Source organism: Selenomonas sp. FC4001, from assembly GCF_000701565.1.
Lineage (GTDB): Bacteria > Bacillota > Negativicutes > Selenomonadales > Selenomonadaceae > Selenomonas_A > Selenomonas_A ruminantium_B.
On record NZ_KL370793.1, the window covers coordinates 355566 to 370725 of the forward strand.

Consider the following 15160-nt stretch of genomic DNA (forward strand, 5'->3'; position numbering starts at 1 on the left):
AGCGATGTTCGTATAAAACGGCATTTTCGCGGTGACAAGCAGCAAGCACATCGATGTTCTTGTAACTTGTACGAAGGGGTCGTTTAGCGGAAAACAGAAAAATTACTCCCCGTTCGCCCCTAACAACGCATGGACGGGATACCCTGCGCACGAACTAACGAATTAACCTACAAGCTGCGATTCATTCAAACAATGCAGCCAATTCTTCTGCCGTAAGTCCTGTGATAACTTTATCTCCTTTGGCAATGCACCCCAGGACCGGCAGTCCGGTCATTTCCTCACACATGCACCGATTGTCCTCTTCCATCACATCCCCTTCATGGAAATGATTGAAGAGGATTCCTTTCAGCGGCAGTTCCTTTTGCTCCATATAGGCATGGGTAAGGACCACACCGTTGATGGTTCCGAGTCCGGCGTCTGCCACCATGACGCTGGGCAGGTGCAAACTGCTGACGATATCCTCTAGCTGGATGCGTTCTTCATCATAGCCAATGGGGCAGGTAATGCCGCCGCTGCCCTCCACCACTACATAATCATGCTCCCGGCTAAGCGCCTGGAATTTTTCTTCCACCACGGCCATGCGCACAGGATTGCCTTCGATACGTGACGCAAGATGCGGAGATACCGCATGTTCATAAACATAGGGGCACATGCTCTCAAGACTCTGGGAAATCCCGGCAAATTCCTTAACAAACAGGGCATCCCCGGGAATCAGCGTGCCGTCTGGCCGACGCTCATTGCCGCTCATAGCGGCCTTGTAATAAGCCACATCCATCCCGGCATCATGCAGCATCTTCACGATAAGCCCTGCCACATAGGTCTTGCCTATCTCAGTGCCCGTACCTGTGACAAAAAGATTCCGGCTCATGCGCACACCTCCTTATGCAGGGCAGTGTGCTTTTCCTCCACTATCCAGACACCGCTCCGATAGCAGCGCAAACCAATTCCCGCTGCCGCCAGACACAGCAGAAAATCCGGCGGTGCCTGCAGGATGCCGCAGTAAAGTATAGCCGTCCAGAGGGGAATCGGCGCAGCAATTACATAATTGGAAACCAGATAAAACCAGGCTATGCCAATCATGTAGACGATAACCATGCCGCCTAAATTGGCCAACAGCAGCCGCCCATAGGATACTGCCGTCCCATGGCGGGCATAATAACCGCCAAACCAGGCCTGCAGAATAAACGCCAGCAGATAGCCAAAGGTGGGCTGCAGCACATAGGCCGGGCCGCCGCCGGAAGCAAAGACCGGTACGCCCAGCAGCCCCAGCAGTACATAAGCCGCTACCGCCACCGCTCCCAAACGGGCGCCGAGCACCAGCCCTGCCAGCAAGGTGAACAGGAATTGCAGCGTATAGACATCCGTTCCCACCGGAATGCGAATAAAAGTCCCCGCCGTAATCAGGGCGATAAACAAACCACATAGCACAATTTCACGAACCGTAAGATGTTTCATTGACATTTTCCTCCTAAAAGCCCCGCTTACCCGCGCCGGAACCATTCCTTCATGACCGCAAAGATATGGACAAGTTCATCATCCGTAAGGATATAGGGTACCATGGAATAGAGATAATTCAGGAAGGGCCGCGCAAAGACACCCCGCTCATAGGCAAACTGCTGATAGCCTGCCAAAGTCTTGGCATCATATACTTCAATGCAGGCACAACCGCCCATGATGCGGACTTCGCGGATACGCGGGTCGGTAAAGCCCTCAAGTTCCCGCCGTGTAATCTCTTCGATATGCGCAACCCTTGCCATGACATCGAGCTCATCAAACAGTTCAATCGAGGCCTTGGCCGCAGCACATGCCAGAGCATTCCCCATAAAGGTCGGGCCATGCATCAGCGCTTTTTCCGGTGCATCGTCATAGAACGCCGTAAAGACCTTCTTGTTGGCCACAGTAACCGCATGACCGATATGACCGCCGGTAAGCCCCTTGCCCAACACCAGAATATCCGGCAGCACCTCATCTGCCACAAAGCGATGCCCCGTCCGGCCAAAACCTGTTGCCACCTCATCGAAAATCAGCAGGACTCCGTACTTATCACAAAGCTCCCGTGCCCGTTTGAGGAAGGCCATATCGTACATCCGCATACCGCCAGCCCCCTGCAGCAGAGGTTCCACGATAAAGCAGTTCAGCTCATCCTGATAACGGGCAAAGGCTTCCTCCAGCGCAGCAATCTCCGTGGGGATATGAATGACATAGGGATTCTTGCCATAGACCTGCAGGACGAAGTGATAGTCCTCATCATCTCCTACCGCCATGGTTTTGAAGGTGTCTCCATGATAGGCATGTTCCAAGGCCAGTACCTTAGTGCGCCGCACCTCCTGATTATCTACGCTGGTATCTCCATGATGAGCATGTTCCAGCGCCAACACCCGCTTATGACTTGTCTCTCCCCGATTTACATAATACTGCAGGGCCATTTTCAGCGCGACTTCTACCGCCACACTGCCCGAATCGGAGAAAAAGCAGTAATCCAAATCCCCCGGCAGCCAGGCGGCCAGTTTTTCGGACAATTCCTGCGCAGGCTTATGGGTAAGGCCGCCCAGCATCACATGGGAAAATTTATTGGCCTGCTGGCAGATGGCTTCCGTAATCTTGGGCTGATGGTAACCATAGATTACACTCCACCAGGAGGAAATCGAATCCAACAGCTTCGCATCCTTCGTGTAAAGATAAGGGCCTTCTGCATCGACAATTTCGTAAGGTGCTTTCATGGTCTTCATCTGTTCGTAGGGGTACCAAATCATTGGCAGTACCTCCCTTTTGACTTCGTATTTTTTTGCATCGTCATAGCTCCTTTCCCAATCATCACGGTTAACACGATACTCCTCTCCGCCCTCATTGTCAACCTGTATTTTGTAATAAGTTAACCAAAACTATGATAATTACGCAAAACAGGCCTGACATGTCAAAAATTGACATGTCAAGCCTGCTTTCTTTAAGGCGCTATGAAATTAGAATTCTTCGCTCTTGCTGGCGATTTTTTCCTGAACGTATTTAATGAAGTCGTCAACCTTCATGGTTTCGCTGTCCTTCACGCCACGTTTGCGGACAGCTGCCGTACCGTCAGCCATTTCCTGGTCACCGACAACCAGCGTGTACGGGGTCTTCTTGACCTGGCTTTCACGGATTTTGTAGCCCGTCTTTTCGTTGCGGTCATCCACTTCAACACGCAGGCCGAGGTCAAACATTTTCTTCTTGAGCTCGTAAGCGTAATCAGCATGCTTGTCCGTAATCGGCAGGATACGAACCTGAACCGGAGCCAGCCAAGTCGGGAACGCACCGGCGTAGTTTTCAATGAGGATGCCGATAAAGCGTTCAATGGAGCCGTAAACCACGCGATGCAGCATAACCGGACGATGCTTTTCGCCGTCTTCGCCCACATACGTCAGGTCGAATTTTTCCGGCATCAGCATATCGAGCTGAATCGTACCGCACTGCCACGTACGGCCAATGGAATCGCGCAGATGGAAGTCAATCTTCGGACCGTAGAACGCGCCGTCACCTTCGTTGATGACATACTTGAGGCCGCGGTGTTCCAAAGCATTACGCAGAGCATTTGTAGCATTTTCCCAGATTTCGTCAGAACCCATGGAGTCCTCCGGACGCGTGGAGAGTTCTGCCGTGTACTTCAGACCGAACGTGCTGTAAACTTCATCAAAGAGGTCAATCGTATGCTGGATTTCGTCCTCAATCTGTGCCGGCGTGATGAAGAGATGCGCATCATCCTGCGTGAAGTTGCGGACACGGAACAAGCCGTGGAGCGCACCGGAGAGCTCGTGGCGATGAACAAGACCAAGCTCGCCCATACGCAGTGGCAGGTCACGATAGCTGTGCTGATGGGATTTATACACCAGCATACCGCCCGGGCAGTTCATGGGTTTTACTGCATAATCTTCATCGTCAATCTTCGTGAAGTACATGTTTTCTTTATAATGATCCCAGTGACCGGAAGTCTCCCAGAGCTTGCGGTTCATGATCATCGGCGTCTTGATTTCCTGATAGCCATAACGGCGATGTACTTCGCGCCAGTAGTTGATGAGTTCGTTGCGGACGACCATGCCGTTCGGATGGAAGAACGGAAAGCCCGGGCCTTCTTCGTGCAGGCTGAACAGGTCAAGTTCCTTGCCCAGTTTGCGGTGGTCGCGCTTAGCTGCTTCTTCGAGCATATGCAGGTATTCGTCGAGGTCAGCCTGCTTTTCAAAGGCCGTACCATAGATGCGCTGCAGCATCTTGTTCTTCTCGCTGCCGCGCCAGTAAGCACCAGCTACGCTCTGGAGCTTCAAGGCCTTAACCTTGCCCGTGGATAATACATGAGGGCCAGCGCAGAGGTCGGTGAATTCGCCCTGCGTATAGAGCGTAATCAGCGCATCTTCCGGCAGGTCGTTGATGAGTTCCACCTTGTAGCTTTCGCCCATTTCCTCAAACATCTTGAGAGCATCAGCACGGCTGACCTCTTTGCGTTCGAGCTTGAGGTTTTCCTTGACGATTTTCTTCATTTCCTTTTCGATATCCTTGAGGTCAGCTTCGCTGAGCTGGCGGTCCATATCGATATCGTAGTAGAAACCATTGTCAATAGCCGGGCCGATAGCCAGCTTTACATTGTCTTCCTTGTAGAGGCGTTTTACAGCCTGTGCCAGAATATGAGAAGCCGTATGACGCAGTGCCCAGCGGCCGTCAGCCTCTTCAAACGTCAGAAACTCTACCGTGCAGTCCTTATTAAGAACAGCCGTCAGGTCCTTCGTTTCGCCGTCAACCTTAGCAGCCAGTACCTTCTTGGCCAGGCTGTTGCTGACCTGTTTTACAAAATCCAAAATGCTCGTGCCGGCCTCAACCTCGCGCAGAGCACCGTCCTTCAACGTAATCTTCAGCATTGTATTTCCCTCCTAAAACTAAAAAAACTTCGTCCCTGAATAGGGACGAAGCTATAACCTCGTGGTTCCACCCTGATTGCCACAGACTATGCCCATGGCCACTCAGCGCTTGTAACGATAGCGTAACCGTCTGCCAATACTGATGGGCCCAGCCCACGTTCCTGCCAGCAGCTCCAAAGTGGTAACAGCAACAACTAACCCAGAACCCTTGCACCATACAGGTTCCTCTCTAAGAGCCGTTTCCTCACTGTCATGTCTTTGTCTTTGCCTTTAACTGATAGACATATTATAGGTTGCCCAAGTTGACATGTCAAGGGATAACATCAAATTCCCCTGTAAAAAATTCCCCTGCCCTTTTCACTTGCCATGGCAGGGTTATGAGCTGCCAAAGTTGAATAAGTATAGCATAAATCTAAAGGAGGCAGTAAAAATGAGTATTATCAGCGGACTAATCGGCAATGCGGCGGAAACGGATATCGAAGATGTAAAAAAAGACTACGGCAAACTATTGGGCAAGAGTGAACAAGTAATCCAGGCTTACCAATGGGTGCGTGACCTGCTTATCTTCACTGACTACAGGCTGATACTGGTGGATATACAGGGTGCTACCGGCAAAAAAGTCGACTACCACTCCATTCCCTACAAGAGTATCCGCCACTTCGCCGTAGAATCCACCGGGCACTTTGACCTGGAGGCGGAGCTCAAAATCTGGGTAGCCGGTCTTGGTGCTGAACCACTGGTCTACACCTTCAGCAAGGACGCCGACGTCTACCGCGTACAAGCCCTGCTGGCAGAATGCGTCGGCAAATAAGCAAAAAGAACGGATAAAAAACAGGAGCTGATTCACGTGTATAAAACTTTAATATCACTGGCAGCGGTGCTCGTCATGAGTACCAGCCTGTGCTTTGCCCGGGAACTGCCAACGGATAAACCGGTAGAAAAACCGTCCACAGAAGTACAACAGCCGCTGTTCCTGCAGCATGAGCATACATCTAAATGTATTCTTACCTCTGCCGAACCCGTGCAGATAATCTGCATTCTTGACCGTTCCGGCTCAATGCGCAAGGTAGCCGAAGATACAATCGGCGGCTATAACACTTTCATAGAAAAACAGAAACAGAAAAAAGGACGCGCCGAAGTTACCACCGTCCTTTTCGATGACAGATACGAAAAAATCGTGGACGCCAAAGATATCCAAAAAGTGCCGGAACTGACCAATAAAAATTACTACCCCCGTGGCATGACGGCCCTGCTTGACGCTGTCGGCCGCACCATCACCGGCACCATGAATAAAATGAATCAGAACGGCATCTGCCCAGCCAAGCGGCGCGTGCTGTTCCTCATTATGACCGATGGCAAAGAAAACAACAGTGTAGAATACACCAAAACTGACGTAAAAGCCATGATTGATACGGCCTCTAAAGAATATAACTGGAATTTCATCTTCATGGGGGCCAATATCGACTCGGTATCTGAGTCTGCAGCCCTAGGTATCGGCGCTGACCATGCCGTGAATTACAAACACGACGCCGGCGGCGTAAGACAATCCTTCTCCCGCATGGACGCCGCCGCCAGCGAAATGCGCGACAAAGGCAGCGTCGGCGAAAGTTGGAAACAAGCCGGCGAACAGCCACAGTAAATCCTTTAAACATCTCCCCATCGCTTACTGACAAAATTTTCATAGCAAAAGGCAGTGACAAAATGCTTGCGCATCTTGTCACTGCCTTTAGGTTTTTATATGCAGTTAGTTCGGGTCGAATTTGTTTTGGGCGTTTTCGAGCAGGGCGTCACGGCGTTTCTTGGAGGCTGTGAAGTAGTCGTAGACGGCCTGTCTGTCCTGATTTTCGCAGGCTGTAATCACGCTGCCGATAATTTCCTGCAAGGTCCTGAGGTTGGCGGCAATGGCCTTGCCGTTGGTCATACAGATATCTGCCCACATATCGGCATTGGACGAGGCGATACGGGTGGTATCCTTGAAACCGCCGCCAATGAGTTTGATACAGGACTCCATATCACCGCCGGACTGGTTGAGGAGTGTTACCAGCGCTGCCGCCGCTACATGGGGCACGTGGCTGATAACGGAGGCACAGCGGTCATGTTTGGCGATATCGAGCGTTGTAAAGTTGGCGCCGGTATGCTTTAACAGCGCCATAAGCTTTGCATGCGCCTCAGGCGGTGCGCCTGTGTCCTCCACGATGACATAGGCCTTGCCCACGAACAAGTCTTTTTTCGCTGCGGTTACGCCGCTTTTTTCCCGGCCGGTCATGGGGTGGCCGGCGATGTAGTAGATATCCGGGGGCAGAATCTTTTGCAGGTGCTCCCAGATATACTGCTTAGTACTGCCGGCGTCGGTGATAATCGCGCCTTTTTTCAGATAGGGCAGTATCTTTTCCACCATGGGCACGATTTGTAGCACCGGCGGACTCAAAAAGATGATATCCGCCTGCTCCACAACGGCTTTTACGTCCGGTGAGGCAAAGTCCACAGCTCCGAGTTCCATAGCCTTGTCCATGGAGGCCTGGCTGCGGCACAGGCCGGTGATGTAGATATCATCGCCGAGCTTGTCCTTCAGGCACAGCCCCAAAGAACCGCCGATGAGGCCTACACCGATAATGGCCAGCGTTGTTTTTTCCCGTGCCATTTATACAGTGCGCTCCATTACCGCCGCAATTTTGCCCAGGTCCTCCATCAGGCAGTTGAAATTCTTCGGCGTCAAGCTCTGGTCGCCATCGGAAAGCGCCACCTCCGGATGAGGATGTACTTCGATGATAAGGCCGTCACAGCCGGCAGCCACAGCCGCGCGGGCCATGGGCTGAACCATCTGCCAGCGGCCCGTGCCATGGCTCGGGTCCACGATGATGGGCAGGTGGGAAAGTTCCTTGACGGCGGCTACCGCACTGAGGTCAAGGGTATTACGCGTAAAAGTTTCATACGTACGGATACCACGCTCGCAGAGAATGACCTGCTCATTGCCGCCCGCCATAATGTACTCGGCAGCATTGAGCCATTCGCTGATGGTAGCGGACAAGCCGCGCTTGAGCATGACAGGCTTATTGGCCTTACCCAAAGCCTTCAAGAGCTGGAAGTTCTGCATATTGCGGGCGCCGACCTGATAGAGGTCAGCGTATTTGCCCACCAGTTCCAAATCGTCCTTGTCCACAATTTCCGTCACGACCTTGAGGCCTTCTTCGTCCGCTACCTGACGGAGCATCTTGAGGCCGTCTTCGGCAAGGCCCTGAAAATCATAGGGGCTGGTACGGGGCTTAAAGGCACCGCCGCGCAGGAACTGCGCACCGCCAGCTTTCACGGCCTTGGCAGCTTCTCTTAGCTGTTCGATGCTTTCCACTGAGCAAGGACCTGCCATAACCACAATCTGCTTGCCGCCGACCTTCACGCCGTCCACGTCCACGATGGTATCTTCCGGATGGAAATTGCGGCTGACCAATTTATATTTTTCCGTGATGCGGACGGTCTTTTCCACGCCCTCCATCATATTCATTTCCAAGTTTGCGATTTTCTTCTGATCGCCAATCACACCTACGATGGTTACTTCCTCGCCTTCTGATATATGGGTTCTAAGTCCAGCGGATTCCACTTTTTTGATGACTTTTTCTAAATTTTCTTTTGTAGCACTGGGGCTCATTACGATAATCATGTTCATTCCTCCATAATAACATAATAAAGTCAAAGTTCAAATAGAAAAAGCCCGCCCCCTCACAGGGACGAGCTGTTATACCCGTGGTACCACCCTGCTTGCTGATGCAAGCCTCTCTATTCGGATACATACATATCCTAGCCTCTGATAACGGTGGCATTCCGGCGCGGCCTACTAATCTGTACATCAGTTGTTCAACCGGCTGCTCAGGAGTGTATTTCAAAGGTTCCATCTGCGGCGTTACACCAGCCCGCCGCTCTCTGTAAGACTTCTGCCTCTTACTTCTCTCCGTCTCTGCATTTACTCTTGTTGCTTGATACTATAGCAGTTTGCAAGCATATTGTCAACCGTAATTTGTAAAATCATACAGTATTTCCACCACAGAAAAACTTTTTCTTCAGACTTTTACCATGGCGATTTCATCACAGTTGGGGAATTTGGGGCAGTCGATACATTCCTTCCAAACTTTATGCGGAAGCTCTTCCTTATTGATGACCTCAAAGCCTAAAGCCTTAAAAAACTCCGGCTGATAAGTCAGGGTAAAATACTTTTCAATACCTAAGACTTCGCCATCTTCTATCAGACGGCGCACAATCTCAGCACCAATGCCCCGGCGGCGCTTGTCCGGCGCTACCGCCATGGTGCGCACCTCCGCCAGCCTGTCCCAGATTATATGGAGCCCGCCCACACCGGCGATACTGCCATCCTCATCCACGGCTACCACCATATCCCGCAGGGTTTCATAGAGCGTATTGCGGGAACGGGCCAGCATTACCCCCTGTCCAGCGTAATCGGCCACCAGTTCATAAATGGCTTCCACATCTTCAAATTTTGCTTTCCGGTAAATCATGCTCTCATCTCACTTGCTCTATATTAGGTATTTCCACCTCATCCGAGCGCTTCGCGCCCACTGCCCCCGGGATTCCACCGGACTCCCGCGACTTCGTCGCCCCCTCAAGGGGAAGGCTGAAAATCTATTGCTGTTGGGCACACATCTGCTAAAGGGCACTTGCCGCACAACGGCTTGCGGGCTTTGCAGATATTCCGTCCATGCCAAATCAGCCAATGATGGGCTGCGGACCATTTATCCTTGGGGATGGCCTTCATCAGGCCCTGCTCCACCGCTAAGGGCGTATCCCCTGCCGCCAGCTTCAGCCGGTTGCTGACCCGGAACACATGCGTATCCACCGCAATGGCCGGGGCATTAAAGCCCACACTCATGACCACATTGGCCGTCTTGCGGCCCACACCAGGAAGTTCCTGCAGTTTTTCAAAATCGGCAGGAACTTCCCCGCCATACTGCTCGCAAAGAATCTGACAAGTCGCCATGATATTCTTGGCCTTGTTGCGAAAGAGACCGCAGTCCCGGATTTCTTCCTCCAAAGCCGCCAATCCCAACGAGAGAATGGCTTCCGGCGTGGCCGCTTTCTGAAACAGCCGGGCCGTTGTCACGTTTACGCGCTTATCGGTACATTGGGCTGACAAAATCACCGCAATCAAGAGTTCAAAGGGATTGCGGAAAATCAAAGCCGGCTTGGTATCCTTATAGATTTCCCCTAAAATGCGTATCTGTTCTTCCTTAATTTTTTTCGTAACACGCATAATGCTCTCCTATACATAAGCCTTCCCCTCTGGGGAAGGTGGGCGCGCAGCGCTCGGATGAGGTCGGTCTTTCGCTATACCTCATCCGCCCCTAACGGGGCACCTTCTCCATAGGAGAAGGCTGGTTTTTAGTTCGTCAAGCTCCGAATCGGCGCCGGGATACGGCCGCCGCGGGCGATAAAGGCATCCGAGCTGTACTGGTTGCGTACCGGTACAATGGGGCAGTAGCCCAAAAGGCCACCAAATTCTACCATGTCTCCGACTTTCTTGCCCGGCACAGGGATAACACGTACCGCCGTGGTTTTGTTGTTAATCATACCGATAGCCGCTTCATCAGCGATAATGCCGGAAATCGTTGCCGCACTCGTGTCGCCTTCAATCGCAATCATATCAAGGCCTACAGAGCAGACGCAGGTCATGGCTTCGAGTTTTTCCAAGGACAGACTGCCGGTCTTGATGGCGTTAATCATGCCTTCATCTTCACTTACCGGAATGAAGGCACCAGAGAGGCCGCCGACATGAGAAGAAGCCATCAGGCCGCCCTTCTTCACCGCGTCATTAAGGAGTGCCAGAGCCGCCGTCGTGCCCGGCGCGCCGCAGCTTTCAATGCCCATTTCTTCGATAATACGGGCCACACTGTCGCCTACGGCCGGCGTCGGTGCCAACGACAGGTCAATGATGCCGAAGGGTACACCCAGACGCTTGGACGCTTCGCGGGCCACCAGCTGGCCTACGCGGGTAATCTTGAAAGCCGTCTTTTTAATGGTTTCGGCAATCTCCGTAAAGTCAGCACCTTTCTTGGCTTCCAGAGCATGCTTGACCACACCGGGGCCGCTGACGCCGACACTTACGACTTTGTCCGCTTCGCTGACACCATGGAAGGCACCAGCCATAAAAGGATTATCCCCGGGAGCATTACAGAAAACTACGAGTTTGGCACAGCCCAACGCATCATTATCGCGGGTAAGTTCTGCCGTACGCTTGATGACCTCGCCCATTTCCCGGACGCAGTCCATATTAATACCAGTCTTGGTGGAACCAAGATTTACAGACGAACAGACGACATCCGTCGTTGCCAGTGCCTGCGGAATCGAGTTAATCAGAATGCGGTCACCGTTGGTAAAGCCCTTTTCCACCAGAGCAGAAAAACCACCGATGAAGTTGACACCGATTTCCTTGGCGGCCCTGTCCATGGCTTCTGCCACCGGCACATAGGAATCCGTCTTGCAAGCATCCGCTGCAATGGCAATCGGCGTAACGGACACGCGCTTATGGATGATGGGGATACCGTATTCCGCTTCAATATCCTCACCTGTCTTTACGAGGAACTCCGCCGACTTGGTAATCTTGTCATACACATTGCGGCAAAACTGGTCCATATTCGGATGCGCACAATCCCGCAGGGAAATGCCCATGGTAATGGTACGCACATCCAGTTTGTTCTCGGTAATCATCTCATTTGTTTCAATGATATTGTCTATGCTAATCAAAAACTTATCCTCCTAAAGGTCACATCAGATGTTGTGCATTACATTGAAGATATCGGCATGCTGCGCCTTGATATCCACGTTGATTTCCTGACCGCTTTCCTTGAGCTTCTTCTGCAGATCCACCAGCTTAATCTTGCTGCTGCTGATTTCCGCAATCAGAATCATATTAAAGTAGCCATCCAGGATGTTCTGATTGATAGACAGAATGTTGACATTGTTCTCGGCGAGAATCTGGCTAACCATGGCGATAATGCCTACACGGTCTTTGCCTACAACGGTTACTACAAGTTTCATTTACACATTTCTCCTTCAATTCCAAATTCACCTGCACATTGTGTAAATATAGAACAATGTGTCAACACAAACAAACTCATAAAACTACATTTCCAATTATATCAGTGTCTGCACCAAAAACCAATAGCTCATAAAAAAAACTTTAACGCCTGTTCCTGTCAATTCAACCATGCCTAAATTGTATACATTTTACGATAATCTCCATCTATTATTCCAATTAGTTATAGTTTGAGAAAAAAATCACGCTTTACATTGACAAAGCAATAATTAGCACCTATACTATGCTTGTGATGTTAAATCTTGTGATGCTCCAAAAACCTAGTATTTACGCCGTTCTGCCAGGCTTTTTTATTTCGTTTTTCCAGCTCGTCACGAGTTAGTACGCATAATCATTGTTTATGCGTTAATAATTTAGAGGAGAGTGTTAGTTATGGCAAAGAAACCTGTCAAAATCATGGAAACCGTTCTGCGTGACGGTCATCAGTCTCTGTGTGCTACCCGCATGCGCATTGAAGACATGCTTCCCCAGCTCAAAGCCTTGGATTCCGTAGGCTACAAAGCATTGGAAGCATGGGGCGGTGCTACTTTTGATACCTGCCTGCGTTTCCTGAACGAAGACCCCTGGGAACGACTGGACACCCTGAAAGCTAACCTCAATACCCCGATTCAGATGCTGCTGCGCGGCCAGAATCTTCTTGGCTATAACCACTACTCCAATGACGTGGTAGAAAAATTTGTCCGTCACGCTTCCGCCCATGGCGTTGGTGTATTCCGTATCTTCGATGCCCTCAACGATGTGCGCAATCTGAAAGTTGCCATTGAAGCTGCACTGGCTTGCCCGGAAAAACCGGAAGTACAGGGTTGCCTCGTATACACCATCAGCCCGGTTCATACCAATGAAAAGTTCGTAGAACTGGCCAAAGAACTGCAGGATATGGGCTGCCATTCCGTCTGCATCAAGGATATGTCCGGTCTTTTGAAACCGTATGTAGCAGAAGACCTGGTTAAGAAGCTCAAAGCTGCTCTGGACATTCCTGTGGAACTGCACACTCACTGCACCTCCGGTTTCGGCCATGCTACTTATCTCAAAGCTATTGAAGCTGGCGTTGACATCATCGACACGGCTTTGGCTCCCTTCTCCTCTGACACTTCCCAGCCCTGCACGGAAACCATGGTTCGCGCTCTCGAAGGCACGGAATATGATACCGGCATTGACGTTCAGAAACTCACGCCGATTTCCAAACACTTCCTCGAAGTTAAGAAACGCGTTATCAACGAATTCAACCTCAAGGGTTATTTCGATATCAACCCCAACGTACTGGACTTCCAGATTCCGGGCGGTATGCTCTCCAATCTGGCTAACCAGCTCAAGGAAGCCGGCATGGAAGACAAGTATCAGGACCTCTTGGATGAAATGCCTCGCGTTCGCAAAGACCTGGGCTATCCGCCTCTTGTTACGCCGTCCTCTCAGATTGTCGGCACCATGGCAACCTTCAATGTCATGAGCGGCGAACGCTACAAGATGGTACCGAAGGAATTCAAAGACCTGGCCCGCGGCAAATTCGGCCGTACGCCGGTTGCTATCGACCGCGACTTCCTGACCAAGACGCTGGGCATTGCTCCGGAAGACATCATCGAAGACTGCTCCATCGAAGATGCAAAGGCTAAGACCTTCGCAGAATTTGAAGCAGAACTCAAGGAAAAAGGCTATCTCAATCCTTCCGAAGAAGATGTCCTCTCCTACGCTCTGTTCCCGCAGGTTGCAGAAGAATTCTTCCAGAAACATTATCAGAAGGTAACGGCTTACAAACGTTCCTGACCTGCTTCGCCCACCTGAATATCACTAAGTCAAAGATGGCTACGCTTCGCTGTGCGTAGTCATCTTTTCTTTTTCTCCCTATTGATTTGTTATAGAAACATGGTATAATATACCCAAAAGTTATATTGAGAATAATTCTTTTGGAGGTTTATATGGCTACAATCAATGACAACTACCTGAAACTCCCTGGCAGCTATCTCTTTGCCGAAATCGCCCGCCGGGTGGCAGCCTTTAAGGAAGCACATCCTGAAGCAGACATCATTCGCCTGGGCATTGGCGATGTGACCCAACCTCTGCCCCCTGCCTGCATCGAGGCCATGCACAAAGCTGTAGATGAACTGGCCAGCGCCGATACCTTCCGCGGTTACGGCCCCGAACAGGGCTACAGTTTCCTCACCGATGCCATCATCGAGCACAACTACAAGGCCCGCGGCATTGAGATTGCCAGTGACGAAATCTTCATCAGCGACGGCTCCAAGAGCGACTGCGGCAACATTCAGGAAATCTTCGGCACCGATAACAAGGTCGCTATCACCGACCCGGTTTATCCGGTCTATCTGGACACCAATGTTATGGCAGGCCGTACGGGCACACTCCAGGAGGATGGCCACTTTACAGGCGTCACCTACCTGCCCTGTGATGCCAGCAACGACTTCGCACCGGAACTGCCTGCGGAACGCGTGGACATGATTTACCTCTGCTGCCCCAACAATCCTACCGGCACGACCCTTTCCCGCGCAGAATTGAAGAAATGGGTGGACTACGCCCGCGAAAATCAGTCCGTCATCCTCTTTGATGCAGCTTATGCCGCCTATATCACGGAAGAGGATGTGCCCCGCTCCATCTATGAAATTGAAGGAGCCAAGGATGTAGCCATCGAATTCCGTTCCTTCTCCAAGACTGCAGGCTTCACGGGTACCCGCTGCGGCTACACCATCATCCCCAAGACCGTCAAAGGCCGTGCCGCTGACGGCAGTCTGGTGGAATTCAACAAACTTTGGAACCGCCGCCATACTACCAAATTCAACGGCACCGCTTACATCGTTCAGCGCGGCGCTGCAGCCATCTACACGGAGGAAGGCCAAAAACAGGTCAAGGAAACCATTGCCTACTACATGGAAAATGCCCGCATCATCCGCGAAGGCCTGCAGGCGGCCGGTATCGAAGCCTACGGCGGCATCAACGCCCCCTATATCTGGCTCAAAACGCCGGACAACATGCCTTCCTGGGACTTCTTCGACAAACTCCTGACTGAAGTCAACATCGTGGGCACCCCGGGTGCCGGCTTCGGCCCCTGCGGCGAAGGCTACTTCCGTCTCACCGCCTTCGGTGACCGTGAAAACACGTTGCGGGCTGTGGAACGCATCAAGAATAACCTGCATATCTGATTGTAAAATCGACATACAAAAGTGGAGAGCTC

General features: G+C 51.4%; 14 protein-coding genes and 1 other annotated feature. Of the genes, 4 read left to right on the plus strand and 10 right to left on the minus strand.

Annotated features, from left to right (window positions below):
* Positions 1–181: 181 nt before the first annotated feature.
* The 4 genes from bioD to thrS form a co-directional block, all read right to left on the minus strand.
* On the minus strand, positions 182–868 hold the full coding sequence (gene bioD, locus T320_RS11430) for a dethiobiotin synthase (RefSeq protein WP_037355897.1): 687 nt from the start codon (positions 866–868) through the stop codon (positions 182–184).
* On the minus strand, positions 865–1455 hold the full coding sequence (locus T320_RS11435) for a biotin transporter BioY (RefSeq protein WP_037355901.1): 591 nt from the start codon (positions 1453–1455) through the stop codon (positions 865–867). Before T320_RS11435 ends, bioD begins: the two co-directional genes overlap by 4 nt.
* A 26-nt stretch (positions 1456–1481) precedes the next feature.
* Entirely contained in the window at positions 1482–2753 is a 1272-nt protein-coding gene (locus T320_RS11440) for an aminotransferase class III-fold pyridoxal phosphate-dependent enzyme (protein WP_037355904.1), read from the minus strand.
* 207 nt (positions 2754–2960) lie between these two features.
* Positions 2961–4880, minus strand: coding sequence for a threonine--tRNA ligase (gene thrS / locus T320_RS11445; protein ID WP_026761127.1), 1920 nt, complete (start codon positions 4878–4880; stop codon positions 2961–2963).
* 430 nt (positions 4881–5310) lie between these two features.
* On the opposite strand from thrS, the gene T320_RS11450 reads away from it, so the two are divergent.
* Both T320_RS11450 and T320_RS11455 read left to right on the plus strand, forming a co-directional pair.
* Positions 5311–5691, plus strand: a complete 381-nt coding sequence (locus T320_RS11450) for a PH domain-containing protein (RefSeq protein ID WP_028129775.1) — start codon at positions 5311–5313, stop codon at positions 5689–5691.
* 36 nt (positions 5692–5727) lie between these two features.
* Entirely contained in the window at positions 5728–6519 is a 792-nt protein-coding gene (locus T320_RS11455) for a vWA domain-containing protein (RefSeq protein ID WP_051608746.1), read from the plus strand.
* A gap of 105 nt (positions 6520–6624) precedes the next feature.
* On the opposite strand, the gene T320_RS11460 is transcribed toward T320_RS11455, so the two are convergent.
* From T320_RS11460 to T320_RS11485, 6 genes are all read right to left on the minus strand, one after another.
* Positions 6625–7521 carry a prephenate dehydrogenase gene (locus T320_RS11460; RefSeq protein WP_026761130.1) on the minus strand — a complete coding sequence of 299 codons (897 nt, stop codon included), beginning with the start codon at positions 7519–7521 and terminating at the stop codon, positions 6625–6627.
* Positions 7522–8535, minus strand: a complete 1014-nt coding sequence (gene aroF, locus T320_RS11465) for a 3-deoxy-7-phosphoheptulonate synthase (RefSeq protein WP_037355919.1) — start codon at positions 8533–8535, stop codon at positions 7522–7524.
* A 60-nt stretch (positions 8536–8595) separates the two neighbouring features.
* Positions 8596–8839: a binding site (T-box leader), on the minus strand.
* Positions 8840–8932: 93 nt separating this feature from the next.
* Complete coding sequence (locus T320_RS11470) at positions 8933–9385, minus strand: N-acetyltransferase (protein WP_037355922.1); 453 nt, start codon at positions 9383–9385, stop codon at positions 8933–8935.
* 104 nt (positions 9386–9489) lie between these two features.
* Complete coding sequence (gene nth / locus T320_RS11475) at positions 9490–10137, minus strand: endonuclease III (protein ID WP_037355925.1); 648 nt, start codon at positions 10135–10137, stop codon at positions 9490–9492.
* A 128-nt stretch (positions 10138–10265) separates the two neighbouring features.
* Positions 10266–11627, minus strand: a complete 1362-nt coding sequence (locus tag T320_RS11480) for a PFL family protein (RefSeq protein WP_026761134.1) — start codon at positions 11625–11627, stop codon at positions 10266–10268.
* Positions 11628–11651: 24 nt separating this feature from the next.
* Positions 11652–11921: an ACT domain-containing protein gene (locus T320_RS11485; protein ID WP_014424149.1), complete on the minus strand. Its 270-nt coding sequence runs from the start codon at positions 11919–11921 to the stop codon at positions 11652–11654.
* Positions 11922–12351: 430 nt separating this feature from the next.
* Between T320_RS11485 and T320_RS11490 the strand changes: the two genes are divergently transcribed.
* Positions 12352–13740 (plus strand): pyruvate carboxylase subunit B, encoded by a 1389-nt coding sequence (locus tag T320_RS11490; RefSeq protein WP_037355930.1) that lies wholly within the window; start codon positions 12352–12354, stop codon positions 13738–13740.
* 152 nt (positions 13741–13892) lie between these two features.
* Positions 13893–15128, plus strand: coding sequence for an LL-diaminopimelate aminotransferase (locus T320_RS11495; protein ID WP_037355933.1), 1236 nt, complete (start codon positions 13893–13895; stop codon positions 15126–15128).
* The last annotated feature ends 32 nt before the right edge of the window (positions 15129–15160 follow it).